Annotated in this window: 28 protein-coding genes; 11 read left to right on the top strand and 17 right to left on the bottom strand. The window is 58.4% G+C overall.

Translation table 11 applies throughout. The features are described 5' to 3' along the window. Nucleotides 1-40: 40 nt before the first annotated feature. From glp to RZS32_RS17715, 5 genes are read right to left on the bottom strand one after another with little or no spacing between them, the layout of a single operon-like run. Nucleotides 41-1,213 carry a gephyrin-like molybdotransferase Glp gene (gene glp, locus RZS32_RS17735; RefSeq protein WP_317054877.1) on the bottom strand — a complete coding sequence of 391 codons (1,173 nt, stop codon included), beginning with the start codon at nt 1,211-1,213 and terminating at the stop codon, nt 41-43. After that, on the bottom strand, nt 1,210-1,686 hold the full coding sequence (moaC, locus tag RZS32_RS17730) for a cyclic pyranopterin monophosphate synthase MoaC (protein WP_317054876.1): 477 nt from the start codon (nt 1,684-1,686) through the stop codon (nt 1,210-1,212). The genes glp and moaC overlap by 4 nt, the downstream gene beginning before the upstream one ends. After that, nucleotides 1,686-2,501: an indole-3-glycerol phosphate synthase TrpC gene (trpC, locus tag RZS32_RS17725; protein ID WP_317054875.1), complete on the bottom strand. Its 816-nt coding sequence runs from the start codon at nt 2,499-2,501 to the stop codon at nt 1,686-1,688. Before trpC ends, moaC begins: the two co-directional genes overlap by 1 nt. Continuing rightward, complete coding sequence (gene trpD / locus RZS32_RS17720; protein ID WP_317054874.1) at nt 2,498-3,520, bottom strand: anthranilate phosphoribosyltransferase; 1,023 nt, start codon at nt 3,518-3,520, stop codon at nt 2,498-2,500. Before trpD ends, trpC begins: the two co-directional genes overlap by 4 nt. Next, nucleotides 3,517-4,098: an anthranilate synthase component II gene (locus RZS32_RS17715; protein ID WP_317054873.1), complete on the bottom strand. Its 582-nt coding sequence runs from the start codon at nt 4,096-4,098 to the stop codon at nt 3,517-3,519. The genes trpD and RZS32_RS17715 overlap by 4 nt, the downstream gene beginning before the upstream one ends. A gap of 124 nt (nt 4,099-4,222) precedes the next feature. On the opposite strand from RZS32_RS17715, the gene RZS32_RS17710 reads away from it, so the two are divergent. From RZS32_RS17710 to RZS32_RS17695, 4 genes are all read left to right on the top strand, one after another. After that, on the top strand, nt 4,223-5,944 hold the full coding sequence (locus RZS32_RS17710; protein WP_317054872.1) for a divergent polysaccharide deacetylase family protein: 1,722 nt from the start codon (nt 4,223-4,225) through the stop codon (nt 5,942-5,944). Nucleotides 5,945-6,277: 333 nt separating this feature from the next. Next, entirely contained in the window at nt 6,278-6,910 is a 633-nt protein-coding gene (locus RZS32_RS17705) for a tyrosine-type recombinase/integrase (RefSeq protein WP_317054871.1), read from the top strand. A 345-nt stretch (nt 6,911-7,255) separates the two neighbouring features. Further along, on the top strand, nt 7,256-7,543 hold the full coding sequence (locus RZS32_RS17700; protein ID WP_317054870.1) for a hypothetical protein: 288 nt from the start codon (nt 7,256-7,258) through the stop codon (nt 7,541-7,543). Nucleotides 7,544-7,602: 59 nt separating this feature from the next. Next, nucleotides 7,603-8,235 (top strand): exopolysaccharide biosynthesis protein, encoded by a 633-nt coding sequence (locus RZS32_RS17695; protein ID WP_317054869.1) that lies wholly within the window; start codon nt 7,603-7,605, stop codon nt 8,233-8,235. 134 nt (nt 8,236-8,369) lie between these two features. Here RZS32_RS17695 and RZS32_RS17690 read toward each other — a convergent pair whose 3' ends face one another. The 3 genes from RZS32_RS17690 to RZS32_RS17680 form a co-directional block, all read right to left on the bottom strand. Beyond that, a complete protein-coding gene (locus RZS32_RS17690) occupies nt 8,370-9,716 on the bottom strand; it encodes a cation:proton antiporter (protein WP_317054868.1) in 1,347 nt (448 codons plus the stop codon). Between the two features lie 95 nt (nt 9,717-9,811). Next, on the bottom strand, nt 9,812-10,174 hold the full coding sequence (locus RZS32_RS17685) for an SPW repeat domain-containing protein (protein ID WP_317054867.1): 363 nt from the start codon (nt 10,172-10,174) through the stop codon (nt 9,812-9,814). 26 nt (nt 10,175-10,200) lie between these two features. After that, nucleotides 10,201-10,449, bottom strand: coding sequence for an EF-hand domain-containing protein (locus tag RZS32_RS17680; RefSeq protein ID WP_317054866.1), 249 nt, complete (start codon nt 10,447-10,449; stop codon nt 10,201-10,203). Between the two features lie 253 nt (nt 10,450-10,702). Here RZS32_RS17680 and RZS32_RS17675 point away from each other — a divergent pair, with 253 nt between their 5' ends. Beyond that, nucleotides 10,703-11,551 (top strand): LysR family transcriptional regulator, encoded by an 849-nt coding sequence (locus RZS32_RS17675; protein ID WP_317054865.1) that lies wholly within the window; start codon nt 10,703-10,705, stop codon nt 11,549-11,551. Between the two features lie 48 nt (nt 11,552-11,599). Here the strand turns inward: RZS32_RS17675 and RZS32_RS17670 are convergent, their stop codons facing one another. Then, nucleotides 11,600-11,776, bottom strand: coding sequence for a hypothetical protein (locus RZS32_RS17670; RefSeq protein WP_317054864.1), 177 nt, complete (start codon nt 11,774-11,776; stop codon nt 11,600-11,602). A 227-nt stretch (nt 11,777-12,003) separates the two neighbouring features. Between RZS32_RS17670 and groL the strand changes: the two genes are divergently transcribed. The 3 genes from groL (at nt 12,004) to RZS32_RS17655 (ending at nt 14,779) form a co-directional block, all read left to right on the top strand. After that, the gene (gene groL / locus RZS32_RS17665; RefSeq protein ID WP_317054863.1) at nt 12,004-13,647 is read left to right on the top strand and encodes a chaperonin GroEL; all 1,644 of its coding nucleotides are present in this window, start codon (nt 12,004-12,006) and stop codon (nt 13,645-13,647) included. 60 nt (nt 13,648-13,707) lie between these two features. Beyond that, nucleotides 13,708-13,950, top strand: coding sequence for a hypothetical protein (locus RZS32_RS17660; RefSeq protein ID WP_317054862.1), 243 nt, complete (start codon nt 13,708-13,710; stop codon nt 13,948-13,950). 151 nt (nt 13,951-14,101) lie between these two features. Continuing rightward, nucleotides 14,102-14,779, top strand: coding sequence for a hypothetical protein (locus RZS32_RS17655; protein ID WP_339106741.1), 678 nt, complete (start codon nt 14,102-14,104; stop codon nt 14,777-14,779). A gap of 48 nt (nt 14,780-14,827) precedes the next feature. On the opposite strand, the gene RZS32_RS17650 is transcribed toward RZS32_RS17655, so the two are convergent. The 7 genes from RZS32_RS17650 to RZS32_RS17620 all read right to left on the bottom strand — a co-directional run bounded on the left by RZS32_RS17650 (nt 14,828) and on the right by RZS32_RS17620 (nt 22,436). Then, entirely contained in the window at nt 14,828-15,202 is a 375-nt protein-coding gene (locus RZS32_RS17650; protein WP_317054860.1) for an SET domain-containing protein-lysine N-methyltransferase, read from the bottom strand. Beyond that, the gene (locus tag RZS32_RS17645) at nt 15,199-17,460 is read right to left on the bottom strand and encodes a GNAT family N-acetyltransferase (RefSeq protein ID WP_317054859.1); all 2,262 of its coding nucleotides are present in this window, start codon (nt 17,458-17,460) and stop codon (nt 15,199-15,201) included. The genes RZS32_RS17650 and RZS32_RS17645 overlap by 4 nt, the downstream gene beginning before the upstream one ends. Before the next feature lies 1 nt (nt 17,461). Next, nucleotides 17,462-18,442: a D-alanine--D-alanine ligase family protein gene (locus RZS32_RS17640; protein ID WP_317054858.1), complete on the bottom strand. Its 981-nt coding sequence runs from the start codon at nt 18,440-18,442 to the stop codon at nt 17,462-17,464. Then, nucleotides 18,439-19,443 (bottom strand): D-alanine--D-alanine ligase family protein, encoded by a 1,005-nt coding sequence (locus tag RZS32_RS17635; RefSeq protein WP_317054857.1) that lies wholly within the window; start codon nt 19,441-19,443, stop codon nt 18,439-18,441. Before RZS32_RS17635 ends, RZS32_RS17640 begins: the two co-directional genes overlap by 4 nt. Continuing rightward, on the bottom strand, nt 19,437-20,735 hold the full coding sequence (locus tag RZS32_RS17630) for a KamA family radical SAM protein (RefSeq protein ID WP_317054856.1): 1,299 nt from the start codon (nt 20,733-20,735) through the stop codon (nt 19,437-19,439). Before RZS32_RS17630 ends, RZS32_RS17635 begins: the two co-directional genes overlap by 7 nt. A 133-nt stretch (nt 20,736-20,868) precedes the next feature. Next, a complete protein-coding gene (locus tag RZS32_RS17625) occupies nt 20,869-21,831 on the bottom strand; it encodes a calcium/sodium antiporter (RefSeq protein ID WP_317054855.1) in 963 nt (320 codons plus the stop codon). Between the two features lie 170 nt (nt 21,832-22,001). Then, nucleotides 22,002-22,436: a CBS domain-containing protein gene (locus RZS32_RS17620; protein WP_317054854.1), complete on the bottom strand. Its 435-nt coding sequence runs from the start codon at nt 22,434-22,436 to the stop codon at nt 22,002-22,004. A 335-nt stretch (nt 22,437-22,771) separates the two neighbouring features. Between RZS32_RS17620 and RZS32_RS17615 the strand changes: the two genes are divergently transcribed. From RZS32_RS17615 to RZS32_RS17605, 3 genes are all read left to right on the top strand, one after another. Further along, the gene (locus RZS32_RS17615; RefSeq protein ID WP_317054853.1) at nt 22,772-23,695 is read left to right on the top strand and encodes a CorA family divalent cation transporter; all 924 of its coding nucleotides are present in this window, start codon (nt 22,772-22,774) and stop codon (nt 23,693-23,695) included. A 417-nt stretch (nt 23,696-24,112) separates the two neighbouring features. After that, entirely contained in the window at nt 24,113-24,574 is a 462-nt protein-coding gene (locus tag RZS32_RS17610; RefSeq protein WP_339106740.1) for a hypothetical protein, read from the top strand. Between the two features lie 208 nt (nt 24,575-24,782). Next, nucleotides 24,783-24,941, top strand: a complete 159-nt coding sequence (locus RZS32_RS17605; protein ID WP_317054851.1) for a hypothetical protein — start codon at nt 24,783-24,785, stop codon at nt 24,939-24,941. 54 nt (nt 24,942-24,995) lie between these two features. Here the strand turns inward: RZS32_RS17605 and RZS32_RS17600 are convergent, their stop codons facing one another. Further along, complete coding sequence (locus RZS32_RS17600) at nt 24,996-25,544, bottom strand: pseudouridine synthase (RefSeq protein ID WP_317054850.1); 549 nt, start codon at nt 25,542-25,544, stop codon at nt 24,996-24,998.

Genomic DNA, 25,544 nt, shown 5'->3' with positions numbered 1-25,544 from the left:
CTGTGGATAAGTGGCGTGGCAAGACCCGCACGCTACTCACTTAAAGTGCGATATATTCGACCTGATCGCCTTTTTGACGCGGCGCATCGTCTACAGGACGCACCATAAGCACGTCCGCATGGGCCAGAAGGCTCAGAAGGCTGCTATCCTGCCGTCCTTCTGGCACAATTTTTCCGTCGTTCAGAGCTGCGCGCATGTAGTGCTCGCGCGGGCCACCCTTCGGCATGTCACAGCCCAGCCGCGCCGTTTGTCTCGGGGCAGGGCAGGCAGGCAAGCCCAGCATCACCCGGATCATCGGAGCCATGAAAACATGACCACACACCATGGCTGAGACCGGATTGCCCGGAAGGCCCAGCATCGCCGCATCGCCCATTCGCCCGGCCATCAGCGGCTTGCCAGGGCGCATCGCCACCTTGTAAAACGCCTGCTGCATTCCAAGGTCCTGTGCAACATCGCCCACCAAATCATGATCGCCCACCGATGCTCCGCCAATGGTCACCACCAGATCGGCCCCTTCGGCCAGCTCAAACGCCATTTCCAAAGACGATCGTGTGTCCCTTGCGATGGGAAGAACACGGGGTTCCGCGCCAAGCTGATCCAGTAGCGCCTTGAGGCCGAATGTATTGGACGCGATGATCTGATCCGGTGAGGGGGTTTCGCCGGGCATCACCAGCTCATCCCCGGTGGAAATCAACGCGACACGCGGTTTGCGCGTCACCTCGACTTGCGCGATATTCATTGAGGCCAGCAGGGCGACATCCGAGGGGCTAAGCCGTCTTGGCGCATCCAGAATGTCGCCGATTTTGAAATCGCTGCCTGCCGGACGGATATGGGTTTTTGCATCGAGCTTGGACCCCAGCGTGATCTGATCGCCGTCACGCGTCACGTCTTCTTGTATGACAACCCGCGATGTCCCCTTCGGCACCGGAGCACCGGTGAAAATGCGCACGGCCTGGCCAGGGCCTACAGCACCATCAAACCGATGCCCGGCAGCAGCTTCGCCAATGACCGTCAGGGATGCACCGGGGTCTGCGTCTTCATCCCGTACAGCATAGCCATCCATGGCAGAGCCATCGAAAGGTGGCTGGTCGCGCCGCGCCACGGCCGGTTGGACCAGCACGCGTCCACCGGCCTGCGCCAAGGGCACAGTCTCGGGTTCAAGAGGAGAGACCAGCGCAAAGAGATGGTCCAAAGCTTCGGAGACGGTGATCATCTGGCCTCAAATCGTCCCGATTTGCCGCCATCTTTGAGCAACACGCGAATGCCGCCGATGTCCATCTCTTTGTCCACGGCCTTGACCATGTCATAGACGGTCAGCGCAGCCGTGCTCACAGCGGTCAATGCTTCCATCTCGACGCCGGTTTGCCCGGTCGTTTTGACCGTTGCCTCTATTCCCACGCCGGGCAGGTCGGGATCGAGTGTTAACTCGACCGCAACCTTGGTGATGGGCAAGGGATGGCAAAGCGGGATAAGCTCGGGTGTCTTCTTGGCGCCCATGATCCCCGCCAAACGCGCGACAGAGAGCACATCGCCCTTCTTGGCGCGGCCTTCTGAAATGATATCAAAGGTTTGCGCGGCCATTTTCACATGACCTTCGGCCACGGCGATGCGGTCCGTGACGGCCTTGTCCGAGACATCGACCATATGGGCGTCGCCCTTGCCGTCGAAATGTGTGAGATCCGCCATCAAATCCCCCTTGGGGCCGGAGCGGCGGACAGAATACGGCGCGTGGCGGTGGTCACATCGTCCTGTCGCATGAGAGATTCACCAATCAAGAAGGCGCGCGCGCCGTAGCGTGCCAGATCGGCCAGGTCTTCTGGCTCAAAAAGCCCGCTTTCGGTGACGATCATGCGATCCTCTGGCACGAGTTTGGACAATCGCTTGGTGACATCCAGTGAGGTTTCGAACGTATTGAGGTCGCGGTTGTTGATGCCGATCATTGTCGAGGTAAGGCGCGCTGCGCGCTCCAACTCTTCTTCGTTATGGACTTCCAGAAGCGCATCCATGCCCCATTCGGTCGCCGCGTCCTCTAGCTCGGCCGCCTGACCATCATCGACCGAGGCCATGATGATCAGGATGCAATCCGCCCCCCAGGCACGCGCCTCAGTCACCTGATAGGTGTCATACATGAAATCCTTGCGCAGAACCGGCAGGCTGCACGCCTCTCTCGCGGCCACAAGGAACTCTGGCGCGCCTTGAAAGCTGGGTGTGTCGGTCAGAACAGACAAACAGGCCGCACCACCGTCCTCATAGGCTTCGGCTAAGGCAGGCGGATCAAAATCCTCTCGGATCAAGCCTTTGGAGGGGCTGGCCTTTTTGATCTCTGCGATGAGGCCAAAGCCGGTCTTGCTGGCTTGTAAAAGCGCGTCGGTGAAAGGACGAACCGCAGGGGCGTTCTCGGCCTCTGTTGTCAGCTCTTCCAAGGGCTTGGCGGCTTTGGCGGCGGCGATTTCCTCAAGCTTGTAGGTTTTGATCTTTTCAAGAATGGACGGCGTGCTCATGCGGCCTCCGATGTGATTTGGGCCAGCGTCTCAACCCGCGCCTTGGCCGCGCTGCTGTCAATGCTTTCGCGGGCCAGATCAACGCCGGATTTCAGGTCGCTGGCTTTACCTGCAATGGTCAGGGCAGCAGCTGCATTCAGCAGTACGGCATCACGATACGCGCCTTTTGCTCCGTTGAGAAGTGCGCGGAACGCCGCGCCGTTTTCTTCCGGCGTGCCGCCAAGAATGGCTTCAAACGGATGCACCGGCAGGCCAAAATCCTCGGGATGCACCTCTAGATCCTCAACGCCGCCATCTTCGTTCAAAGCGGCCACCCAGCTTGAGCCTGCAATGCTGAGCTCGTCTGTGCCATCGCCGCCATGCACCAGCCAGGCACGTTCTGATCCAAGTTGTCCCAGAGTTTCGGCCATGGGCCGGATCAAATCACGGCTAAACGCGCCCGTGAGTTGGCGTTTAGCACCCGCGGGGTTGGTCAAGGGGCCCAGAATGTTGAAAATCGTGCGCGTGCCAAGCTCTGCGCGCACCGGGCCGACATGCGCCATGGCCGGGTGATGCATCGGGGCCATCATGAAAGCGATACCGGCACTTTCCAAAGCCTTTTCAACCACATCTGCGCCGACCATCACGTTGATACCCATCTGGGTCAGCGCATCGGCTGCGCCTGATTTTGAACTCAGATTGCGGTTGCCATGCTTGGCCACGGGCACACCAGCGCCCGCCACCACAAAGGCAGTTGCCGTCGAAATGTTCAGAGTTCCCTTACCGTCGCCCCCGGTGCCGACAATGTCCATCGCCCCCTTGGGCGCTGTCACCTTGTTACACTTCGCACGCATCACAGCCGCGGCGGCAGCGTATTCATCTACCGTTTCGCCCCGCGTGCGCAGCGCCATCAGAAAGCCGCCCATCTGCGCCGGTGTGGCCTCACCTTCAAAGAGGACGCTGAACGCCGCTTCCGCTTCGTCGCGGGTGAGCGCTCGGTCCACCGCTGCGCCAATCAGAGGTTTCAGCGTGTCGCTCATGCGGGCACCTGCATGGTCTCAAGAAAGTTCTTCAAAAGCGCATGGCCATGTTCCGAGGCAATAGATTCCGGATGAAATTGCACGCCATGAATAGGCAACTGCTTGTGCCGCACCCCCATGATTGTGCCATCCTCAAGCTCGGCATTGATTTCCAGGCAATCTGGGCAACTGTCGCGCTCAACCACAAGCGAGTGATAGCGTGTGGCCTCAAATGGCGAAGGCAACCCGGCAAAGACACCGGTGCCTTTATGGCGCATTTGACCCATCTTGCCATGCACGATCTCAGCGTGACGCACGACCTTGCCGCCAAAGACCTGACCGATGGTTTGATGCCCGAGGCATACACCCAAAAGCGGTGTGCGGGTTTCCGCCGCCGCCTGCGTGAGTGCAAGGCAAATTCCGGCGCGATCCGGATCACAAGGGCCGGGTGAGAGCAGAATCCCTTCTGGTTTCAGCGCCATAGCCTCTTGCACATCAATGGCATCATTGCGCCGGACCACCACGTTGGCGCCCAACTCGCCCACGTAATGCACGAGGTTATAGGTAAAACTGTCATAGTTATCGATCAGCAGAAGCATCGGTTTTGGCCAATTCGGATTGGGGCTGGAGGCCCGGGTATCAGTCGCGGTATACTTGTTCAGGCTTGCGCGAGAGCGTCAAGAGGCGCAAGATACAGAAAAAGCAAATTCGAGGGCAATAGCAGTGCTTCGTGGATTATTGGGAGGTCTCATCTCCGGGACGGCCGTATCGGGCGTCTGTTTGGCTGTGGCATCCGTCATTGTTGGCGGTGGCAACACCGGAACCGCTGCGGCGCGAAATGCAGAACAGCAGACAGAGGAGTCAGCCGCTGCACCGCAGACTGCTGAGGTCGAGGTGCCGGCTGGATCGGAATTCAATCAAGGGTTAAGCGACGAAGCGGTGTCTTTGCCGGAACCTGAGCCATCCGCACCCAAAGAACCCGTAGGGCAGGCAGATGCGCCAGAGCCGGGTAGTCTTGCCGCTCTGTCCGAGTCCGACCTGGGATCAGCCAACGCACCAGAAATCGGCCAGATCGACAGCAGTCTGGAAACCCCCGAAGTGCCAACCGAAGAAGGTGGTGTGGCTCTGGGAGGCGATGAACCTGTTGTCGCCATCGAACAGAGCAGGGCACCGGATGCGCCACAAGGCGACGACACAGTCAGCGTGTCGACCGAACCTGCACAGCCTTTGACACCTGAACCAGTGGAAGAGGAATCTGGACTACAAGTTGTTGAGACTGAGACTGAGACGTCGGACCAAGCACCAGAAGCCGTGGTCGCAGAAGAAGCTGCGGTCGAAGACGTTCCTCAGACACCCACAGAGAGCGAAGAGGCTGCACCTGAGGTCGCAACGGGAGCTGAAACACAGCAGGAGCCCATCGCGGAAACGTCTGAAGCGACAGGACCTGAACCTGCAACTGCCACTGAAGACACTGGCCTTGCGCAGATCACCGAAGAAATCGAACAAGCCCCCACGCCTGAACCAGCACAGCCTGAGGTCAGCGACGAGACGGCACAGGCTGATGTAGGTCAAGAAGACGACCGGGTTCTGGACCTCGCTCAGGCCGAGTCCGCCACAGAAGAAGCGTCCTCAAGCGTGATTGGCAACATCGCTGATGGTGTCACCACGGACCGTTTGCCGCGCGTCGGCGATCCGGTTGAAACCGAAGAGGCGGCCTTGGAGCCGTCCGAAGATGAAACGGTGCCAGAGGCTGGAGCAGAGGATCTCAGACCAATTGATCGGTTTGCCGTTGAGTTCGAAAATGAGGGCGACAAGCCCTTGATGGCCATTGTCCTGATGGATGATGGCAATAGCCTCGTCGGACCCGAAGCCTTCACTGATTTCCCCTATCCGATCAGCTTTGCAGTGAATGTGACCTCTCCAAACGCTAAGGAGATTGCGCAGAAATACCGCGATGCGGGACAGGAAGTTCTGGCCATGACGAACCTGCCGGAAAATGCCGCAGCCCAGGATGTTGAAGTGGCCATGGGGGTCTACCTTGAGGCCGTTCCAGAGGCTGTGGGCATTATGGAAGGGCTGGACACAGGGTTGCAGTCCAACCGTGAGGCCGCCGCGCAACTGGCACCCATCCTGCTCGCTTCGGGACATGGCCTGGTGATGTGGCCCAATGGTCTGAACACGGCTCAAAAACTCGCCGCGCGCGAAGGTGTGCCCTCGGCCACGGTTTTCCGCGACTTTGATGGCAATGGGCAGGGCGCCACAGTCATCCGCCGCTTCCTTGATCAGGCCGCGTTCCGGGCAGGTCAGGAAGAGGGCGGTGTGATCATGGTAGGCCGCCTGCGCCCTGATACGATCAGCGCACTGCTCTTATGGGGCCTGCAGGACCGCGCGTCCTCGGTGGCCTTGGCTCCAGTGTCGGCGGTGCTGAAAGCGTCGCAGCAGTAGAGGCGAAGGGTCTCTCTGTTGACCATGTTGCGATTTAGAAGACGAGTGTATGGATGTCCGGTTTGCGGACAAACCGGACCTGTGCAGATGCGGCTATTGCTGACGCAGCATTGTTTCGCATTAACAAAGCCCCCGGCGCTGCGTCGCTACCAATTCACCAAACCAGCCATTCAAACAATGGCGGACAGTCAGACAGAAATCCACCTTATCGCCGCAGACCGGTGCCACCGCGTAGGTTGGCCGGCGGAAGACATTCGCAAATATTCGGGTAAACTCCTCAGAGCCAGCGCGGTGCTGACGTCTGGGCGCGGAGGGAGGATCGGAGGGCACACTATGCCAAGAGTCCAACTTCCAGCAGTAACCCCGAAACACAGAGTTTGGAACAAAGGGCGGATTATCGGACAAAAAAGACCGCTACTGCCCAAACAAGTCTGGGCGATCCGTGCACGCCTTGAACTTGCGGGCAATCTCCGCGATCTTGCACTGTTCAACGTCGCCATCGACAGCAAGCTGCGCGGGTGTGATCTGGTCAAACTCGCCGTGATCGATCTGATGAAAGATGATCGTGTTCGCGAACGTGTTTCGGTGGTTCAGAGCAAAACCAAACGGCCTGTCCAGTTTGAGCTGGTTGAAAATACGCGCGATAGCGTCGCCGCTTGGATCAAGTCGCCCGAGATGATCGGAAGCCATTTCATGTTTCCCAGTCGTTTCCACGAACGGCCACACATTTCCACGCGCCAGTATGGTCGGCTGGTTCGCGATTGGGTGGTGGCGACCGGCCTGGAGCCAAGTGGATATGGTACCCATTCCCTCCGACGGACCAAAGCTGCGGAGATCTATCGAAAGACGGGGAATCTCAGGGCCGTTCAACTTCTGCTCGGGCACACGAAGGTTGACAGTACTGTACGCTACCTTGGTGTCGAGTTGGAGGATGCGCTGAGCATCGCCGAAGGTGTCGACATGTGATTTGATCTGGCCGACGGCTCATGCTGATCGCTTCTCCGTGCTAGGCCTTTGACTCCGCGGCGCGTAAGTCATTCTATTCTGCATGCAACTTTTGGGCCGCGGGGCAAGACCTGCTCCAATCCAAACTTCAGGTTTTTCGGGCCCGATGCTTTCGACTTTTCGCCGTATGCGCACGAGATTGCCGAGAATGCTCATCGCGGAACACACATCGATATTGGTCTAGAAGAGTCTCTTGCGCAGGCTTTGCGAACTCCCATATCTGCAGTGTCGGGCGCGAGGCTCCGTCCGGCTGCCGCAAGCGCGAAATCGCGCGCCCAGGGCTTCCTCCTTGTTGGGAATCGAAACATGCGTTCCATTCTTGCTATACTTGTTGCGGGTGCGTTGGCGACACCCGCTGTCGCCGATGAAACTGAGGGGCTCATTCTGAGCTTCGACCGGGTTGATCGGATCATTGTGATGACCGACATGACGGTTTGGGAACTTCCTGCCTCCGTCGAGACACCCGACGATCTTGCTCGAGGGGATCGCGTTCACATGGTGTACGACAGCGCTGGTGAGGACGGCCTGACCGCTATCACCGCCCTTCACCGTCTTGCCGTCGCTCTGCCTGAAGGGACGGATGGCGGAAGCTAACGCTTGTCGTGGGTCGGTAGCGCCTGCGCGCTGCCGACCCTCATCGATCTGTTTGCCCGATGACAAAAGTTGAAATCGCCAAGACGCTTCTGGCGCGCCAACCTGGGCGTCGGCTGTCGGAGGTTCTGAGAGACCTTGTGACCGGTGAAGGCGGGCGTGTTTCTGTCGGAGACATCGTCAGGGCGTTGCGTGACCGGAGTTTCGCGCCCTTGATGGTCATCTTTGCCGCACCGAATGTGTTCTTGTTCATTCCGGGCTCCTCGGTTTTCACGGCTCTCCCATTGATGCTTCTGGGCATGCAGCTCCTGCTTGGCAGATGTGAGGTCTGGCTGCCGCGCCTCGTTGCCGAACGGTCGATCGAGCCATCCGTATTCCGCCGGATCGTCACCGTTTCCTTGCCTTATGTCGAACGGATCGAGCGTATGGCCAAACCACGTTGGTGGCCGAAATCGTACCTTGCGGCAGAGCGCGTCATCGGTGGCGCAACGTTGATCCTCGCGGTCTTTTTGTTTCTGCCCATCCCTTTTGCCAATGGGCTTCCCGCGCTTTCGATTGTCATGCTGGCACTTGGTCTTAGCGAGCGCGACGGATACTGGTTCAGTGCCGGTCTTGTGCTGGCGCTGATCTCATGCGGGCTCGTGATCGGTATCCTGTCGGTTGGCGCTTTTGCGTTTCTTGAGCTCTTTCGGTGACTCGCGCCTCCGAGTAGTTCGCCTTTTTGTGCTTTGAGCCACGACATCAAGACAGTCGCAATGCGGAAGCATCGTGTTGAGTGCCAAGGCAGGCCGGATGAGCGATCGAGGCGCGACCCCTTTGATTATAAACGCTAACTCTCGGATTTGTCCGATTTGACATCTTCTTCGGTCGATGGATCGACCTTGCCGGCGACGCTGTCACGTAACCCTTCCAAAGAACGGGCAACTGCTTCGCGACCCTTGCCCAACTCTTTCAACTCCGGCGAATAGCTTTCTGCAAGCCAATCTCTCAAGCTTGTGAGATGCTTGCTGGTTACTGCGTCGAACCGACGAACCGCATTCATCCAGATTGGCGAAATGACAAAGGTGACGGCTATGATGGAAAGGGCCAGTTTATAGGTCTGATCGTCCAAAACACCGTTCTTGACGCCCACCGCGGCAAGAATGAATGAGAACTCACCTATCTGGGCCATGGCTAGACCTGCAGGGAGGGCGGTCTCCCAACTAAAACCCGATAGCTTGATCAGGCCTACATTGAAGAACGATTTGAGGACGACCACCACGGCCGCAAAACTGACGACGATCTCCCAGTTGGCAACGATGAATTCCAAGTCAATCAGAAGTCCCACCGACAAGAAAAACACAAACACCAAGATCGCTTGTACAGGATGGGTTACTTCGATGATTTCGGCGCGCAATGTCGAGTTTGCCAGAATTAATCCGGCAAGAAATGCCCCGTAGACCGGCGAAAGTCCAAATAAACCGCTCGCTGTGGCTGCTGTCAGACACACAGCAAGTGCTGCCAGAATGATGAGTTCCGGACGTCCGGTTAAGCGATCGGACCAGGGAACCCTAAACTTGCCTGGACGGCTCAAATACCAGATCAGGCCCGCCAGCAAGGCCATCGCCAGGGTGATCAGCAATACGATCTCTCTTGCAGGGATGGTCTCTTCGCCGAGCGCTTCGACCAGAACAAGCATTGGGACAAGCGCTATGTCCTGGGCGATCATGACACCGACGGTGATGCGTCCGATCTCCGTTCTTAGCTCGTCGATTTCTTCCAGGATCTTGATAGCAACCGCGGTGGACGAAACTGCAACGATGAAACCCAAAAGAAGAACCTGCTCGATACTCCAGCCCAATATCGCGCCGAAGACGGCCGTCAGACCAAGAGAAAACGCAAGTTGGCCGGCAAGCACCACCAAGGCCGGTCGAAGGACCAAGACGAATGCTCGGATCGAAAGCTCAAGGCCGATCAGGAAAAGAAGGAGCAGCACACCAAGCTCGGCAAGCAGAGCAATCCCGTCTGAGCTTTGAATGAACCCTAATCCAGTTGGACCAAAAATCAGACCAGCCAAGATGTAGCCAACCATTGGTGGTTGACCAATTCGTACGAGTATCAGTCCAGCAATCGCGGCGATCAGACAAACTGCAGCGATGTCTTCCAGGTTTGTTTCGTGTCCGCCAACGAATTCCATTTTTGGGCGCGTTCCTTGCAATATCGGTTTTGAGTCTCGCCCAGTTGGTATCAGTTGCGCAAGGAATGCAGGGCGGTTTCCCGCCCTGCTTCCGTCTAGGAGTGACCTTGTTGATTGCTACCAAAACACTCGGCAACCGCGATTGAGATGATCGCAACCCCGGTGATGCTGGAACTCAGCGTGACCATGAACTGGTCGGCGTAGCCCAACACCCACGGGCCTCCCAGTGTTGCGACACCCAATGCAATGCCCAAAGCGCCACACACCCAGCGATGATATCGCGTATTCAATCCTGCGATCACCAACACCAGGAAACCCATGGACATCGAGACAAGGATTGCCTTGTCCGAAACTCCAGTGGACAGGCTGGTTTGGCTGAACAGGACGAAGGGGGACAGGAGCAGCCAGAGGCCTGCGGCACTCAGAAGCTGTCCGTGGATTCGTGTGCCTTGAGACATGTGTGGATCACTCCGCAACCTCCTGGTTACAAGTCAGCTTCCGGGTCGGGGATGAGTTCGGCTCCGACAGCCACCAGGAATTCTTCGTCATTGACGTACCCATCGCCATCCGTGTCCATCTCTCCGAAGAGTTCTTCGGTTACTTCAGGATAGAACGCCTGGATTTCGGTGAGAGACGCCATGCCATCACCATCGGTGTCGATCTCGGCCGACAGTGCGAAGGCCGATGTCGCCGTCAGCATTGCGAGCAGTGCACCAGTTGATACGCGGCTCATGTTTTTCTCCATAGCTGGGGCATCCATAAGATCCCCGGTTAAAGTTGCATTCCTGATGTAGCGGCTTTGGGGCGCGGCCCTGAAAGGCGATGACGTCACGAGGGATCGGGTGCGACAGTCGTCACAAAATCATGGATCGTGTTCCGAACATGTGACGGCTCCTGACCGCTACAGAGCCAATATGGGGTCAATCGAACAGATTGAAAAACGAATTTATATTGACGCTGATATCGGAATTCCAAATAGATAATGCATGGACATTGAACTTGCACGCACATTCCTCGCGGTGGTCGAAACCGGCAGCTTCTTTGACGCCGCTGAAAAAGTGCATGTGACGCAATCAACGGTCAGCATGCGCATCCGTTCGCTCGAGGATCAACTCGGACGGCCCGTCTTCGAACGCGGGAAAAGCGGGGCGACCTTGACGCCCGCAGGCCACCGGTTTCACCGCCACGCCCAGGCATTGGTGCGCACCTGGTCGCAGGCCCGGCTCGATGCGTCACTGCCCGACGTTTATGACATGTCGCTCGAAATCGGTGCCGTGCCAAGCTTGTGGCACAAGCTTCTGATTGATGCGCTCCCGATCCTTCGGAATGCGTTTCCCAACGTCTCAATCAGCGCTGTTTCGGAACGTTCCGAAACACTGTCCCGGCAGATCGCGGACGGCAGTTTGGATATTGCAGTAACCTATCGTCCGCTGAACACCGCCGAGCTCAATGCCATCCAGCTCTTCGAAGATGACTTTGTTCTGGTCAGCAGCAATCCGGACGCGCAGATGGACCCGTTGGGTGACGCATATGTGCTGATCGACTGGGGACCTGAATTCCGCGCCGATCACCTTCTGAACTTCCCTCATATGGCAAAACCGGCTCTGCAATTGGGTCTCGGAATGCTGGGGCTCGACTACCTGAGAGCCGTACCCGGCTCAGGGTACTTCCCGTATCGGGTCGTTTCGGAAGAGGTCGAGCGTGGGAAGTTGCGCTTGGTCGAGGACGCTCCGCGCTTTGGATATGCCGCCTACGCAGTCACCAGTGAAGCAGAGGGCATTCCGGCTGAAGCGGTGCGTCAGTTACAAAAATTCGCGAAGGCCCGCGTTCAGTAACTTGGTTGCACTGGCGGAAGATCCGCCAGTGCAGGTTGGTCGTTGTCGTTATTCGGTGGCAGGCTCTGTGATCGTCACGCCGCCGGCGTCGGGCAAGGTCGAACCTCCGAATATGTCGGTCATGTAGATAGCTGCTGCGATGAGAAGCAGCGCTACGAGCCCGGCAATCGACCAGATCCGCCAGTTGTGCCAGTCCCACCAATGAGTAACAGGTTTTGTATGCATAGGTCCTACTCCACGCTTCAACATTGAAGCCCTGTGCATTTGGGCAAAGGCGCCGATCATTTCAATTCCGCAGATTTCGGGCTGCATTCTCCAAGTATCTGAAGTTAAATAGGTATTTACTGATCCGATAGTAACAGCGCGAAAATTTCATGGGTGCTTGATCTATTCGCCAACAAGGACGCTTCCCAAATCCAGCACAAAGAAACCCCTTAGGCTGGACTTGCCACATGTCACCCAAATCTATCGCGTTCAATGCCGATGCCCGGCAGAGAATGATCAAAGGCGTCAACGTCCTCACGGACGCTGTCGCCGTCACGCTCGGTCCACGTGGTCGAAACGTCATGATCGAAAAGAGCTTCGGCGCGCCACGCACAACCAAGGACGGTGTCACGGTCGCGAAGTCCATTGAGCTTGCAGACCCTTACGCCAACATTGGCGTCCGCCTCATCCGCGAAGCGGCCGAGCGCACGGCGAAACTTGCCGGTGACGGCACCACGACCTCGACGGTGCTCGCCCGATCCATCTTGCGCGAGGGCAACAAGGCCGTTGTCGCTGGTATGAACGCGATGGACGTCAAACGCGGCATCGACGCCGCAGTGCGGGCCCTGGTTGTTGAACTCGCCAGCCTGTCCCGCCCTGTCGAAAGCAGTGACCAGATCCGTCAGGTGGCAACTATCGCGTCGAATGGCGATGAAGAGGTCGGCCGCATCATCAGCGACGCTCTGGATCGTGTAGGCCGCGAAGGCGCGATCACGGTCGAAGAAGCGAAGTCGCGCGAGATGGTACTGGAAGTCGTTGACGGCATGCAGTTCGATCGCGGCTACCTTTCGCCCTACTTCGTGACCGCCTCGGACAAGATGACGGTCGAACTCGATGACGCGTTCATCCTGCTGCATGAAAGGAAACTCTCCAACATGAGGCCACTTGTTCCGATTCTCGAAGCGGTGATCGAGGCAGACAGGCCGATCCTCGTGATTGCCGAAGATGTCGACGGCGAAGCCCTGGCCTCGCTCGTCGTCAACAGGTTGCGCGGCAATCTCAGATGCGCCGCCGTAAAGGCGCCGGGCTTTGGTGATCGCCGCAAGGCGATGTTGCAAGATATTGCCGCTCTGACCGGCGCAACAGTTGTGTCCGAAGACCTCGGCACAAAACTGGTGAACGTGACGCTCGACATGCTGGGCCGCGCAAAACGTATCCTGATCACCAAAGACGACACGACAATCATTTATGGCGCAGGAACGCCCGAAGACATCGAAGCGCGATGCGCGTCGATCAAAACGCAGATCGAAGACACCACATCCGACTATGATCGCGAGAAGCTCGAAGAGCGACTTGCGAAGCTCTCGGGCGGTGTGGCAGTGATTCACGTCGGCGGCGTCACGGAGGTCGAAGTGAAGGAACGCAAGGACCGCGTCGATGACGCCCTCCACGCGACACGCGCCGCCGTAGCCGAAGGCATTCTGCCTGGCGGTGGCACTGCACTCTTGCGGGCATCGCATGCCATGAACCCGGAAGGGTTGATCAACGACGACATGCGGGCAGGTGCTACCATCGTGCGCCGGGCGGCAACGGAGCCTGTTCGTTTGATAGCGCGCAATGCCGGTAAGGATGGGGCGTATATCGTCGACCAACTGACCCGTAAGAACGATACGGTTTGGGGCTACGATGCCCAGACCGATCAGTTTGTCGACATGTTCGAGGCCGGGATCGTGGACCCCACCAAAGTGGTGCGGATTGCACTCCAGGACGCGGCCTCGATCGCGGGGCTGATGATGACGACGGAGGCAGTTGTGGTCGAAAAGCCGAAACCACGCAGGCAGGACGTACCCATGCCCGACTACGTCGACGATCTGGCAGGCATGGATTTTTGACATTTGCGCGCGGCGACTTGAGCGCCGCGCCAACCACCAGCCAACATGTGAGACACGCAGATGATCCGTTCCTTGGTCGAAACGATCCGCCTATGGTTCTTGCAATGCCTCGGCCGCAAGCGATCGCATTCAGCGACTTCCACACCGCAGGATGAACTTCCCGAACACTGGGAACCGCCGGAAACCCTGCAGGATGAGCGCGATTGCGAAAGCCCCTCAGACTGGCGCTACCCGGAGGAAACAGCGTGGGAAGACTGGGATGACCGTCCCAGACGCGGACATCGTGGACGCTATCGCGGGTAGATCTCTGGAACACGCGTTGGATCTTCGCACAGACTTGGGAAAACCATTGATCGCCTTCTGATCACCACTGTTTTTTCCACGCTTATCTCATTGCGCCAAAGAGAGGCCACACGTCATCATGCCAAAAGAACCACAAGACATAAGGACGGGAATGGACGAGGTCGTGATGCCCGACCGCTTCGCCGCCCCGCGGATCGTAGGGGCCGTCGCGCTCGCCTACGCCATGTCGATGTTTTCGCAAAACATGTTGTTTGGCATCTCTGGGGCGCCGGACTACAGCGATTCCATTGGTCTAGTCCTAACTTATCACGCAGAAAACCGCGGCGTCTTGGCCGTCGCTTTTGGTCTGGAGGCAGTGAACATGTGCCTGCTTCTCTTGCTCGTTACTGGTCTGAACGGACTGGTGCGGCGCAGTGGGCGCGCGGGTGCGGACTGGTCGCGGCTTGCGGTTGTGGGAGGTGCTACACTGTCAGCATTGTTTGCCCTCACCGTCGCCACACATATCGCGGTTGTCCTCGCCGCGGATGGGCTGACGGAACCGACGCCCGCCTTCGAGTTGATGTGGCATTTTCATGCCGCGGTTTTTGCACTCGCACTGCCCGCGCTTGGAGTGACCTTCATCGGCGCGGCGTTGGCTGCTTACACCGGCGGTTTCACAAGAACTTGGCAGAGGCTCCTCGGCGTGACGGGTGGAAGCCTTCTTCTTTTGGCCGGGCTCGGAAACATCGCCATTGCGGATGGCTCGCCACTCGTGTTGCTAGGCGTTCTGGGTCTATTCATGTGGCTCGTCTGGGTTGCTGCAACTGGCCTTAGACTGGTCCGCATGTAGTGCCAATCACGCAATTTCATCGCCAGGTATTTACCAACAGAGCAATGATCATACTGGATCGAACCACACCGCGCATGAATAGCGGCGGGTCAGCTCTTCACCGGCCGGAATGGCGCGCAGCGCGCGCAGGGTGACTGTCCAGCCAACATGTCGGTCGAAAGCCGCCGTCGTCTGGGTGTTGGGCATCTCGGAATGGTTGAGTAGGGTCGAAAGCCCAAGCACCATAAGACCGCCCTCCGGATCTGCCGGGTGGGCGAAATAATAGTTGTCCAATGTGGTCGAGGCGATGGCATCCGTCGCCGGCGCATCCAATTCAAGCGCAGGGGCCCGTTCCAGAACGTCACCCGCCGCGATGGGGAGGTTTGTGAACACACCGCGACCCTTTTCCGCTATTCGGCGAACGGACAGATTCACTTTGGTCATGCCGACAGCGCTTTCGCATAGATCGCTTTGCCGTCGCCCTGACGGTAGAAATCCGCCAATTCGGCGGCAAGGTGATAGCCTTGGCGCAGATAGAATGTGCGCGTGCTCGCATAGGCCGGGCTCGACGATGTGTCGATGAAGACCTGGCGGCCACCGGCGCGGCCGATTGTTGCCTCGACACGACGCAGAATTTCCGCGCCTAAGCCTTGGCCGTGCTGCTCGGGTTGGACGGCGATCCAGTAGAGGTCCCAGCTTGTCTCTGACCCGGGGATCTGGCCGAAGCAGGCAAAACCCTCCAGCCTGTCGCCGCGATTGGCAAACAAGAAGTGATATCCCGATGCGCGCCCCAGCGTGATGCGTTCCTGCGCCAGTTCCACAGCGATTTCGATCTCATCGGCGGAAAAGCGGTCGGTCGCCGCAACGAGCGCGCGGATGCGGCCGGGATCCTCGGGGCGGACACTTGTGCGCCAGCGCCGCGGCGCGGGAGCGTTGGCGGTTCTCGACGGTGCAGCGTTGGGGCACGGGGCTGATCCAAGACCGCCTGCTAGTCCGTCAAAGAAGGCCCGCGCATTCGCGCCAAGCGTGCGTATCCGGTAGCCCCCTTCCTGCACCAGAACGGTCGGGTAGCCCTGTTCCGCAATCAGCGCGCCGATGCGACGGAAGTCCTCCGGACGGTTCGACCATGTGCCCGTCGGGTCGCCCCGGCCGGTATCGAAGCCCAGCGACAGCACAAGGTAGTCGGGCCGGAACTCCCCGATGCGCTCCAGAGCCTGATCCAGGGCGTCAATGTACTGCGCCGGTGACACGGTCTCAGGCAGCGGAATGTTGAGGTTATGGCCTGCCCCACACCCGAGACCGGTCTCGGAGCGGAACCCCGTAAAGTACGGGTAGGCAAAGCTCGGATCGCCGTGGATTGACACGGTCAAGACGTCGGCGCGTTCGTAGAAGATGTCCTGCTGGCCATTGCCATGGTGATAGTCGATGTCGAGGATCGCGACCTTGCCGTAGTGCGACAGGTAGTTTGCGGCGACTGCACCGCTGCAGAGATAGCAGAACCCTCCGAAGGTTTTGCGTTCAGCATGATGGCCCGGAGGACGCACAAGCGCGTAGGCCGCCGGTGCGCCGCCCAAAACCGCCTCGGCGGCGGTCAGTGTGCAATCGACGGCGCGGCGTGCTGCGGGCCAGGCGTTGCGGTTGATAGGCGTGAAGGTGTCGATGCACCAGTAACCCGCCAGAACCGACCGCTCTTTTGGCGGGCGCGTCGCATTGCGCACCGGGAAAACGTAGGGATAGATCGATGTCTTCTCGGGCGCTTCCGCGCAGGCGCTCTTGAGATAGTCGAGAAGGCGCGCATCATGCACTTCGCGGATCCATCGATCGGGGAAGTGGCGGGTCTCGTGGCGGACAAACAATCCGGTTGCGTCAAGGTCATCGAGGATCAACTTGATCCGGATCGGGCTCTCCACATAGCCTCGCTCCCGAATGTGATGGATGTCGTGACGGTCGTTGACGATCAGCGGGATGGGTCGGCGCATCTCGGCCGGCGCGGCGACTGTCTTTGTCCCTTTGTAGCGGGGCGGACGCAGGGCATAGGCTTCTTCGTGGATCGAGCCCACGACTTCAGCCACATAGTCCGACGGACAAAGTGTGCCGTATTTCCGCTCCAGGATCGCGCGCACGATGTCTTGCAGTCGCTCGCTGTCCGGCAAGTCGTGACGGCCCAGCCCGTCGAAGACGAGATGCGGCATATCTGTATCTTCAGGCGACAGCGGTGTCTCATAGGCCGTGCCGACAATCGGGCGGGCACCGAACCGTTCGTAGAACTTCAGCCGCGCCGCGTTCTGCGCGCGGATTGCCGGATCGGGGCTAGTCTCGGAATCGTCCGGCAGACATTCGAAATAGAGCCCCTTTGCACCGAGTGCTGCCGCCTCCAACCGCACACGTTCGTAGAGGGCACCACCAGTTCCACGCCCGGGGCTTGCGCCTGGAGTTGTTGCCAGCATGTCCAGAAAGGCAAAGGCCAGTTCGGGATCATAGAGCATAACAGCCGCCGCGCGAACATGGGACCGCGCGTCTTCTGCGACCAGAAGTTCGGCAACAAACCGATGGGTAAACGGGTCTTCGAGCCGTCCCGGAAGCGCGTCGATATCGTCCGGAGCCATGCCAGGAAACTGTGCCCGCAGGATAGCCTGCGCTTCGGCAACGGCCGTGCGGTTGCTTGGGGCCCGTGCGTCGGGAACCTTGCGGATGCGGAACATCTCAGGCGGCCTTCTTCGATGTGTGTAGGCCTGCCGATACGATCTCGGCGATGACCGCTTCAAAAGTCTGCCCGGCTTCTGCGGCAGCCGCCATGAACCCTGCGTCAGGCGCCAGACAGGGGTTGGTATTGACCTCCAGGATCCAGGGTTGCCCGGCCTCATCGACACGAAAATCGATGCGGGCATATCCCGACAGTCCGAACAAGTCCCAGCAGGCTCGGGCGAGACGTTGCAACTCTTCCAGCAGAGCATCATCCGTTTCTGGAAAATCGAAACGGCGCGGGGTGTTCTGGTAGCCATGGCTGTCCTCGACCCATTTCGCGTCGTAATCAACGATGCGATGCACGTCGTCGCCATAGCCGACAAAAAGGATCTCTGCCGGAGGCAAAACTCTCAGACCATCATCGGTCTCAAGCAGGGACAAGGCGAATTCGCGGCCATCGATAAAAGCCTCGGCAAAATGTGGATCGCCGGTCCGAGCCATCCCGTCAGCGATGACCTGTGCTGCCCGCCGGCCGGACATGACGGAGGCCTGATCGATGCCGATCGAGGCGTGTTCGGTTATTGATTTGACGATCACCTTCGGTGCACGGGCCAAGGAGGCACCGTTCTGGCTCCATGCGGGTGTCGGCAGCCCGGCCGACCGCATGCGCACCTTCTGTGCAACCTTGGACCGGCAGACCCAGGAGGCCTCAGTCCCGCAACCGGTGAAGGGTAGTTCTCGGCGCGCAAGGGCCTTGGGGATGGCAGCCGCTGGGCCAGCCAGGCCGTCAATCGCTTCCACCAGGTTGAAGACGAGGTCGGGTTGATCAGTTGCAAGCGCGTCCAGAGAGTCAGCGCCGTGGTCCAATGTCACAAGCCAGGACTGTGCACCGAGAGAGACGAGCGCATCTCGGACCGCAAGGGCGGTGCGCACGGTGTCGAGTTCGTCCGGCGTGTTGCCGGTTGCCCCGTGCAGGACGGGGATGGTTAAACCTTTCATGACGCGACGCGGTGCGCCTCCTCGTTACGGTCGATCCGCGAAAGGGCTGCGGAAAGGATGCCTGTGATCAGATCGTCATAGGACATCCCGGCCTTGGCCGAGAGGATCGGCAAATCGGAATGGGTCGGGTGCAGGCCCGCCAATGTGTTGACTTCGAGAAACTGCGGTTGACCAGCGGCATCGGATCGCAGGTCTATCCGAGCCGCATCGCGACACTGCAGGACTCGGTAGGCGGCAAGCGCAACCCGCCCGGCTTCGCGTGCCTCGGCATCGTCAGCGAGCCGGTACAGAACATGCTCTTCCCAATGTTCCTTGGTCTGGAAGCTGTAGATCTGATCACCAGACCGGTCGCGCGAGGTAATCTCCATCACAGCGATAACGCGCGCATCGGCCCCGTTTCCAAGGATGCCAACCGTAAACTCGCGACCCGGAAGATAGGTCTCGGCCAGCACGGGCTGGTTGAACCGCGCGATCAAGTCTTCAACAACACGGGCGGCGGTCTCGGCATCAGTAACTTTTGAGGCGTTTTCGCAACCCTTCCCTGTGCCCTCTGCCAAGGGTTTCAGGAATAGTGAATAGGGATGTTCGTTCTTCTTTACGTTATCTGCACTTTGAAACACGGCAAATGGCGCGGTCGGCAAACCGGCATCCCGCACAATCCGCTTAGCCACTGCCTTATCAAGGCCAATCGCCTGCGTCAGCGGATCAGAGAAGGTGTAGGGAACGCCGTAGGCTTCCAGCAACGCCGGAACCTGCGCTTCACGTGAACGGCCCGAGAGCCCCTCGGCGATATTGAACACCAAATCCCAGCGATCTCCGGCCACAAGCCGAACCGCCAGAGCGCGGATGTTGCCGATCCGGTCGGTGCGGTGCCCGGCGCGCGTGAGTGCGGCTTCCAGCGCCTCGACAGTCTCTGGGCTGTCGAATTCGGCCAACGCCTCTTCCGACAAGTCCATCCCAGCGTAATCGTCGCGCAGATCATAGGTCAGCCCGATCAGCATGGCGCGCCCTCCACGTCTGAGACAACGACCTCAACCGGGTCGTGGTAGCGATACTGCTTGCCTTCGAAGTTGCGCAAGATCAGGTCGTCGCCGTCGCGGCCCACGAGATAGTCGGGCAGCAGAGGGATTTTGCCGCCGCCGCCCGGGGCATCGATCACGTATTGTGGAACAGCGTATCCGGTCGTGTGGCCGCGCAAACCTTCGATGATCTCCAGCCCCTTCGCGACCGGCGTGCGGAAATGGGCCGAGCCTGTGATCGGGTCGCACTGATAAAGATAATAGGGCTTCACCCGACGTTTCAGCAGCCCGTGATTGAGCGCCTTCATGGTCTCGACACTGTCGTTGATGCCTTTCAGCAGAACGGTCTGAGACCCAAGCGGAATACCGGCATCGGCAAGGCGCGCATAGGCCTCGGTCACTTCGAGCGTCAGTTCCGTCGGATGGGTCGCGTGGATCGACATCCAGAGCGGGCGGTGTTTCTTCAGCACCCGGACCAGATCGCGCGTGATCCGCATCGGCAGCACCGTAGGCACCTTTGTGCCCATGCGCACGAATTCCACATGGCGAATGGCGTGCAAACGGCCCAGCAGATAGTCCAACTTCTCATCGGAAATGGTCAATGGATCACCACCCGACAGGAGCACATCGCGAATTTCCGGGTGCGCCTCGATGTAACCAAGCGCCTGTTCCCACTGACGGGTTGAAAACTGGTATTCGCCACCCGATTGCCCAACCATCCGCGAACGGGTGCAATAGCGGCAATAGGTCGAACAAGTCCCGGTTGTCAGGAAGAGAACCCGGTCGGGATATCGGTGCACAAGCCCCGGCACGGAGGTGTCGTGATCCTCACCCAGAGGGTCGTCCGCCTCACCGGGCGTGCTCAGGTATTCCTGGCCCACGGGTATATGCGTGCGGCGTAGCGGTTCCCCGGGTTCGCCCAGGCCCATAATGCTGGCATAGTAAGGGGTGATGCCCACGGGCAGCCCGCCCGCATGTCTGCTGACTGCTTCACGCTCTTCGTCACTGAGATCGAAGATCCGTTCAAGCTCCGCCACAGAACGTATCCGGGCGCGCATTTGCCAGCGCCAGTCGTTCCAATCCGCCAAGGTGGCGTCAGGGAAGAAGCGCCGCCGAAACGCTCCGGTCTCCGGGCCGATTGGAAAACGCTCTGCCCGCGCCCTTGCGCGTCGTGGCTCAGATTTTTGGTGGTTTGGATTGAGTGGAGAAGAGAAAACCCTGGCGATATGCCCGATATCCGGAGGCTCCGTAACAGGAGAACTTTCTTGATCCATTTGGAAATGGTTCCAACGCCGAATGCGCCGTCGCGCGCCCATCGTCGATTCTGTCGCGACATTCAGACGATGCGAATATGCGCCTTGGTTTTTCGTAATTCAAGAGCCTTGTGGGAGGATTTTCCCATTCCATTCAAGTTGCAGAAGCCATGACCAGTGTTGCGGCCAGATAGGCCCCATAGGCCATGAGCAGAACCAGCCCTTCACTGCGGCGGATCAACCAACCCGTCATCGCAACGGCAATGAGCGCGCCGGTCGCCGCAAGCATGACCCAGATGTCAAACCACGCTATCTCGGGCGGCACCGGGATTGGAGCCACAGCAGCGGTTACTCCCAGAATGCCCAGAATATTGAAGATGTTACTGCCCACGATATTGCCAAACGCGACGTCCCCTTGTCCTCGGAGCGCCGCGATGGCCGAAGTCACCAATTCCGGCAGCGAGGTGCCAACCGCCACGATGGTAAGGCCGATGACCGTTTCAGATACGCCCGCAATCCTGGCAAAGTCGATGGAACTTGCTACAAGCCAGCGCGCCCCCAGGATCGTAAGCGCGAGACCGCCTGCAAAACTCAACACCATCAGCCAGACCGATTGCGGCGCGGCGGGGGCAGCGGCGGCCTCGGCCTGATGCAAGGCTGCGGAAGCAGAACCATTTTCGCTCTCGCTGATATAGGTGATCAGGATGTAGCTGGCGAGCGCGATCAAAAAGGCAAAACCCACCCAACGGGGGACTGCCCCGGTCAACACCACGGCAAGACAGGCCAGACTGGCCAGGACGAGAACAGTGCCATCGCGCCGAATGGCGGCCGGCGCAACGCTCATCGGGCTGAGAAGCGCGGCGATCCCGAGGATCAAAAGAATATTGGCAACGTTGCTGCCCACAACGTTGCCCACGGCGATACCGGGCGCACCCGCGAGCATCGCTTGCAGACTGGTCACCAGCTCAGGTGTCGACGTGCCGAAGCCAACCAGGGTCAGGCCGATGACGATGGGCGGTATTTTCAATCGCTCCGCAAGTCCCACGGCCCCCCGCACGAGAGTCTCGGCACCGGCAATGAGCAGGACAAACCCAAGGAGGAGAAACAGTACGGTCAATTACAGCCTCTCAATTACGACACGGACTTGGTCTACTCGGAACAGTTCCGTTGCCAGATTTGCATTGCAACCCCGGCCACCCGGTCGTCAAGGAAAGTCTGCATTTGCGGTGCTGAAGCAAGCGCCGCCAGTTGCGAACAATCCGACGGAAATGCCTTTAGACCACCGCCTCACGCACGACCGGCCACGTAGTCACGCAAAGACTTTGCATCGGTCTCGCTGTCGTCCAGCCGTCCCTGAATAACATCCAGGATGTTGATCAGACCGCACAGCGCCCCGTTCCGTGTAACCGGAACATGGCGAATCTGATGTTTGGACATCAGCTTGTGCACATCTGCGATCGAGGCCGAGACATCGCAAGTTTTCACATCGCGAGTCATCAGTCGGTTTACTGAAAGACCGACGATGTCGGCTCCGTATTTGTGCAGGCCGCGTGCAATGTCGGCAGCGGTCAGGATTCCCTCAATTCGCTCGCCGCCGCCTGACACAATCAGAGCGGAGATTTCGTCCTGCTCCAAATGGACAAGTGCCGCTTCCAAAGGGGCAGTCGGCCCGATTAAGGGGACTGAAGCACTCTTTCGTGCCAAGATGGATTTTATGGTCATGGATGCTCCACAGACGGTCAGATATTCGCCGGAGGAAGCGGTTCCCATCACAGGTAGCAGACGACCAAACCACCAAAACTTATCGGCAAGAGATCGCGTGTTGGTCCTGCATCGGAAGAGTGGCGTCTCAGGAACTTCTCACTGGAACCGCAACGGAGCTGCCCGGCCATCTCGCGTCACAAAGAAGATCGGCATTACTCAGACAAGCTTCAAGAGATCAGTCGTCAATAATTTTCTTTTGGCCCTTCGAGTGGAGAACTTTGAGACGCATTAAGTTACGCTGATTGATGATTCTTGTGGCCCAAAGACCAACCCCGAAAAGATCGCTGATCCTCATGTCTAAAGAACCAATCAAGCTGGCACGTCGCCTAGGGCAGGAATCCTCCGATACCGCCTGGCATCGGCTCAAGGCTGATATGCCGGAGCTCAAAATGGCTCTGGGTTCGATTGACGCAGTCGATGCTGTTACGGTCGCCGCGCTAATCGCGGAGGACACCAGACCCAGGTGTTTGCCGCATGGTTCCGGCGCACTGCTGATCCTCCGGGGCGTCAACACGGAACCCGGTGCCGATCCTGAAGACATGGTTTCTCCGCGCCTCTGGATCGACACCACCAAAGTGGTGACGTTTCAGGTTCGGCACCTCGACGCAGTGGACGTTATGGCAAGGGAGATTGAGGCGGGTAACGGACCTGACTCACCGGGTGAGTTCGTGGTTGCCCTGACGGACCGGCTAACAGACCGCATGCAAGAAGTTATCGAAAGCGTTGATACTGCATTGGACGGGCTGGAAGACGAACAGTCGCTCAAACCGGTCCCCATGCTGCGTAAGGAGATTACGGAAATTCGCCGCAAGATTGTTCTGCTTCGACGCTTCATAGCTCCACAACGCGATGCGTTGGACGTGCTTATCGCGGAAACTTTTGATTGGCAGACCGAGCTTCAGGAGCGGCGGCTGACTGACATAGTTGACCGCATCACCCGGTTGGTCGAGCAACTCGACACGATGCAGCTTCGCGCCTCGATCCTTCAAGATTTCGTCTCAGTTCGCGTCACCGAGCGTTTGAACAAAACCATGGTGCTGCTTTCCATTGTTGCAGGCGTTTTTCTGCCTTTGAGTTTTGTCGCTGGTCTGTTCGGGATGAATGTCGCTGGTATCCCCCTTGCGACCCAGCCGTTTGCTTTTCTTTGGATCTCCGTCGGATTGTTGGTTGTTGGTCTCGGAGCATTGTTCTTGCTTCTGAAGCTTTGGCCAAGATAAGGTGCCTGACCGGACGTTCTCCTAAGGAAACAGTCCCTTTGGACTATTCACACCTAGGTCTCTTAGACGGTAGGCAACACAAGCCTTTAGGAAGATTGGCAACTACCCAAAGGACAGCCCGGTTCCGCCACCTGTGAGTTCGCTCCGGCTGGTTCGCCGCAACCAGCGCGAATGACCGTTTCTGTGATTGCGTTGCAGCAAGAACGACTTCACAGTTGTCGAAACAATCTCGCTGCGAGCGCACGCAGCAAGAATTTCGAATTCACAGGTTGGGCTCAAACCAGCCCTTCATCGGTTTTCTCAGTGCCAAACAAGAGCTATGCACACAGCAGCTCGCTGATCTTTTTCCAAAACATTTCCCGCCAAAACCACAGTTTTGCCGAAGTTGGTCCGCACAAGCATTTCATGGAAACCCAAATGCATATGCCTAACCCAGACCGGCCTGAGTTCCTGAGGACTTGGGGGTTTTACGCCGTTTTAGCGGGGGCAATGGCCCTTCTTTTGGTCTTTGCGCAGATCGTAGGGCCGACCTTTGAGACCAAACCTTCTATTGGGACGCAGATTGGCGAAATCGCAGGAGACATCAAACGCTCTGCCTGGCGTAGTTTGCTGGGCTTGCCGCAGCCGGAACCGGAAGCTGTGTCTCCGTCGATCTGGAGCTATGTTGCAATAGCCGCGCCTGTTTTCGGTGTGCTGGCCATCATCTTGTCACTCATCTCGGGCGTGCTGCGTGAGAACTGGCGCTTTTCGGTCTACGGGACAAGCTTTGGTGTTGCAGCGATCGTTTTCCATTTCTTCTGGTGGATCGCGGTGCTTGTCGCGGGCGTGGTGTTGCTTGTGTCCATCATCGAAAACATGGGCGATATTTTCAGTTTTTGACGCTTATCGCATCAATGCGCCTGCTCGTTCAGGTCCCATTCTTTCCATTTTGAATACAGTTCTTTGAAATTACAGGTATTAATTCCACTTTTTTCCCTGGAATTCAGCAATTTGGGCTGTTTGACACAGCTTCACCACACTTGCCACATTTCTGCCACAATCTCGTACGATTCCAGTCTCATTCTATTGTGTACTGGGAGTTGTGGGGATGAGTTACTGGGACGATGCCGACGTAATTGACAAGCATCAAAAGTGGTCGCAATGGACCATGAAGCCAAAGAAAAAGCCGGTAAAAGCGACAACTTACGCGGCAGGTATTGTGTTTGCGATGTCGGCGGGTTTTGTGGTGGCGCTGATCTTCGCGTGAGGGCGCTGCGCGCAGCGAGAAGACAGTTGGCACATCAGGCAAGTCTGACGGTGCTTAGAGCGCCTCGCGCCATTGGCCCGGCTTTAACCCTTGAACTGTCCACTCCCCAATCCGCCATCGGATCAGTCTGAGCGTGGGATTTCCCACATGCGCCGTCATGCGGCGCACTTGCCGGTTGCGCCCCTCGGATAGGGTGATTTCCAACCAACTATCAGGCACAGATTTGCGGTAGCGGATGGGCGGGTCGCGCTCCCAGATATCCGGCGCCTCAATCTGTCGAACTTTGGCGCGTCGTGTCGGGCCATCTTTGAGTGTAACGCCATCGCATAAGTCCCGTACCGCCATGTCGTCCGGCACGCCCTCAACTTGAGCGAGATAGGTTTTTTCCGTTTTGAAACGGGGATTTGAAAGTCGCGCTTGAAGTCGTCCATTATCGGTCAGAACCAAGAGCCCCTCGCTGTCGCGATCCAGACGCCCCGCGGCGTATACTCCGGGGACGTCAATGTAATCCGAAAGGGTCTCGCGAGGACTGCCCTCGGTGCCTTTGTCGGTAAATTGCGAGAGGACACCGTAAGGTTTGTTAAAGAGCAGAACGCGGGTCAC

The organism is Roseovarius sp. W115 (assembly GCF_032842945.2).
GTDB classification, from domain to species: Bacteria; Pseudomonadota; Alphaproteobacteria; order Rhodobacterales; family Rhodobacteraceae; genus Roseovarius; species Roseovarius rhodophyticola.
This window is presented reverse-complemented; position numbering and strand designations above follow the sequence as displayed.

Excerpts from the sequence above, each read along its gene's own strand:
- glp (WP_317054877.1), bottom strand. The coding sequence starts at position 1,213 with ATGATCACCGTCTCCGAAGCTTTGGACCATCTCTTTGCGCTGGTCTCT.
- moaC (WP_317054876.1), bottom strand. The coding sequence starts at position 1,686 with ATGGCGGATCTCACACATTTCGACGGCAAGGGCGACGCCCATATGGTC.
- trpC (WP_317054875.1), bottom strand. The coding sequence starts at position 2,501 with ATGAGCACGCCGTCCATTCTTGAAAAGATCAAAACCTACAAGCTTGAG.
- trpD (WP_317054874.1), bottom strand. The coding sequence starts at position 3,520 with ATGAGCGACACGCTGAAACCTCTGATTGGCGCAGCGGTGGACCGAGCG.
- RZS32_RS17715 (WP_317054873.1), bottom strand. The coding sequence starts at position 4,098 with ATGCTTCTGCTGATCGATAACTATGACAGTTTTACCTATAACCTCGTG.
- RZS32_RS17705 (WP_317054871.1), top strand. The coding sequence starts at position 6,278 with ATGCCAAGAGTCCAACTTCCAGCAGTAACCCCGAAACACAGAGTTTGG.
- RZS32_RS17700 (WP_317054870.1), top strand. The coding sequence starts at position 7,256 with ATGCGTTCCATTCTTGCTATACTTGTTGCGGGTGCGTTGGCGACACCC.
- RZS32_RS17695 (WP_317054869.1), top strand. The coding sequence starts at position 7,603 with ATGACAAAAGTTGAAATCGCCAAGACGCTTCTGGCGCGCCAACCTGGG.
- RZS32_RS17690 (WP_317054868.1), bottom strand. The coding sequence starts at position 9,716 with ATGGAATTCGTTGGCGGACACGAAACAAACCTGGAAGACATCGCTGCA.
- RZS32_RS17685 (WP_317054867.1), bottom strand. The coding sequence starts at position 10,174 with ATGTCTCAAGGCACACGAATCCACGGACAGCTTCTGAGTGCCGCAGGC.
- RZS32_RS17680 (WP_317054866.1), bottom strand. The coding sequence starts at position 10,449 with ATGAGCCGCGTATCAACTGGTGCACTGCTCGCAATGCTGACGGCGACA.
- RZS32_RS17675 (WP_317054865.1), top strand. The coding sequence starts at position 10,703 with ATGGACATTGAACTTGCACGCACATTCCTCGCGGTGGTCGAAACCGGC.
- RZS32_RS17670 (WP_317054864.1), bottom strand. The coding sequence starts at position 11,776 with ATGCATACAAAACCTGTTACTCATTGGTGGGACTGGCACAACTGGCGG.
- groL (WP_317054863.1), top strand. The coding sequence starts at position 12,004 with ATGTCACCCAAATCTATCGCGTTCAATGCCGATGCCCGGCAGAGAATG.
- RZS32_RS17660 (WP_317054862.1), top strand. The coding sequence starts at position 13,708 with ATGATCCGTTCCTTGGTCGAAACGATCCGCCTATGGTTCTTGCAATGC.
- RZS32_RS17655 (WP_339106741.1), top strand. The coding sequence starts at position 14,102 with ATGGACGAGGTCGTGATGCCCGACCGCTTCGCCGCCCCGCGGATCGTA.
- RZS32_RS17650 (WP_317054860.1), bottom strand. The coding sequence starts at position 15,202 with ATGACCAAAGTGAATCTGTCCGTTCGCCGAATAGCGGAAAAGGGTCGC.
- RZS32_RS17645 (WP_317054859.1), bottom strand. The coding sequence starts at position 17,460 with ATGTTCCGCATCCGCAAGGTTCCCGACGCACGGGCCCCAAGCAACCGC.
- RZS32_RS17640 (WP_317054858.1), bottom strand. The coding sequence starts at position 18,442 with ATGAAAGGTTTAACCATCCCCGTCCTGCACGGGGCAACCGGCAACACG.
- RZS32_RS17635 (WP_317054857.1), bottom strand. The coding sequence starts at position 19,443 with ATGCTGATCGGGCTGACCTATGATCTGCGCGACGATTACGCTGGGATG.
- RZS32_RS17630 (WP_317054856.1), bottom strand. The coding sequence starts at position 20,735 with ATGGATCAAGAAAGTTCTCCTGTTACGGAGCCTCCGGATATCGGGCAT.
- RZS32_RS17620 (WP_317054854.1), bottom strand. The coding sequence starts at position 22,436 with ATGACCATAAAATCCATCTTGGCACGAAAGAGTGCTTCAGTCCCCTTA.
- RZS32_RS17615 (WP_317054853.1), top strand. The coding sequence starts at position 22,772 with ATGTCTAAAGAACCAATCAAGCTGGCACGTCGCCTAGGGCAGGAATCC.
- RZS32_RS17610 (WP_339106740.1), top strand. The coding sequence starts at position 24,113 with ATGCATATGCCTAACCCAGACCGGCCTGAGTTCCTGAGGACTTGGGGG.
- RZS32_RS17605 (WP_317054851.1), top strand. The coding sequence starts at position 24,783 with ATGAGTTACTGGGACGATGCCGACGTAATTGACAAGCATCAAAAGTGG.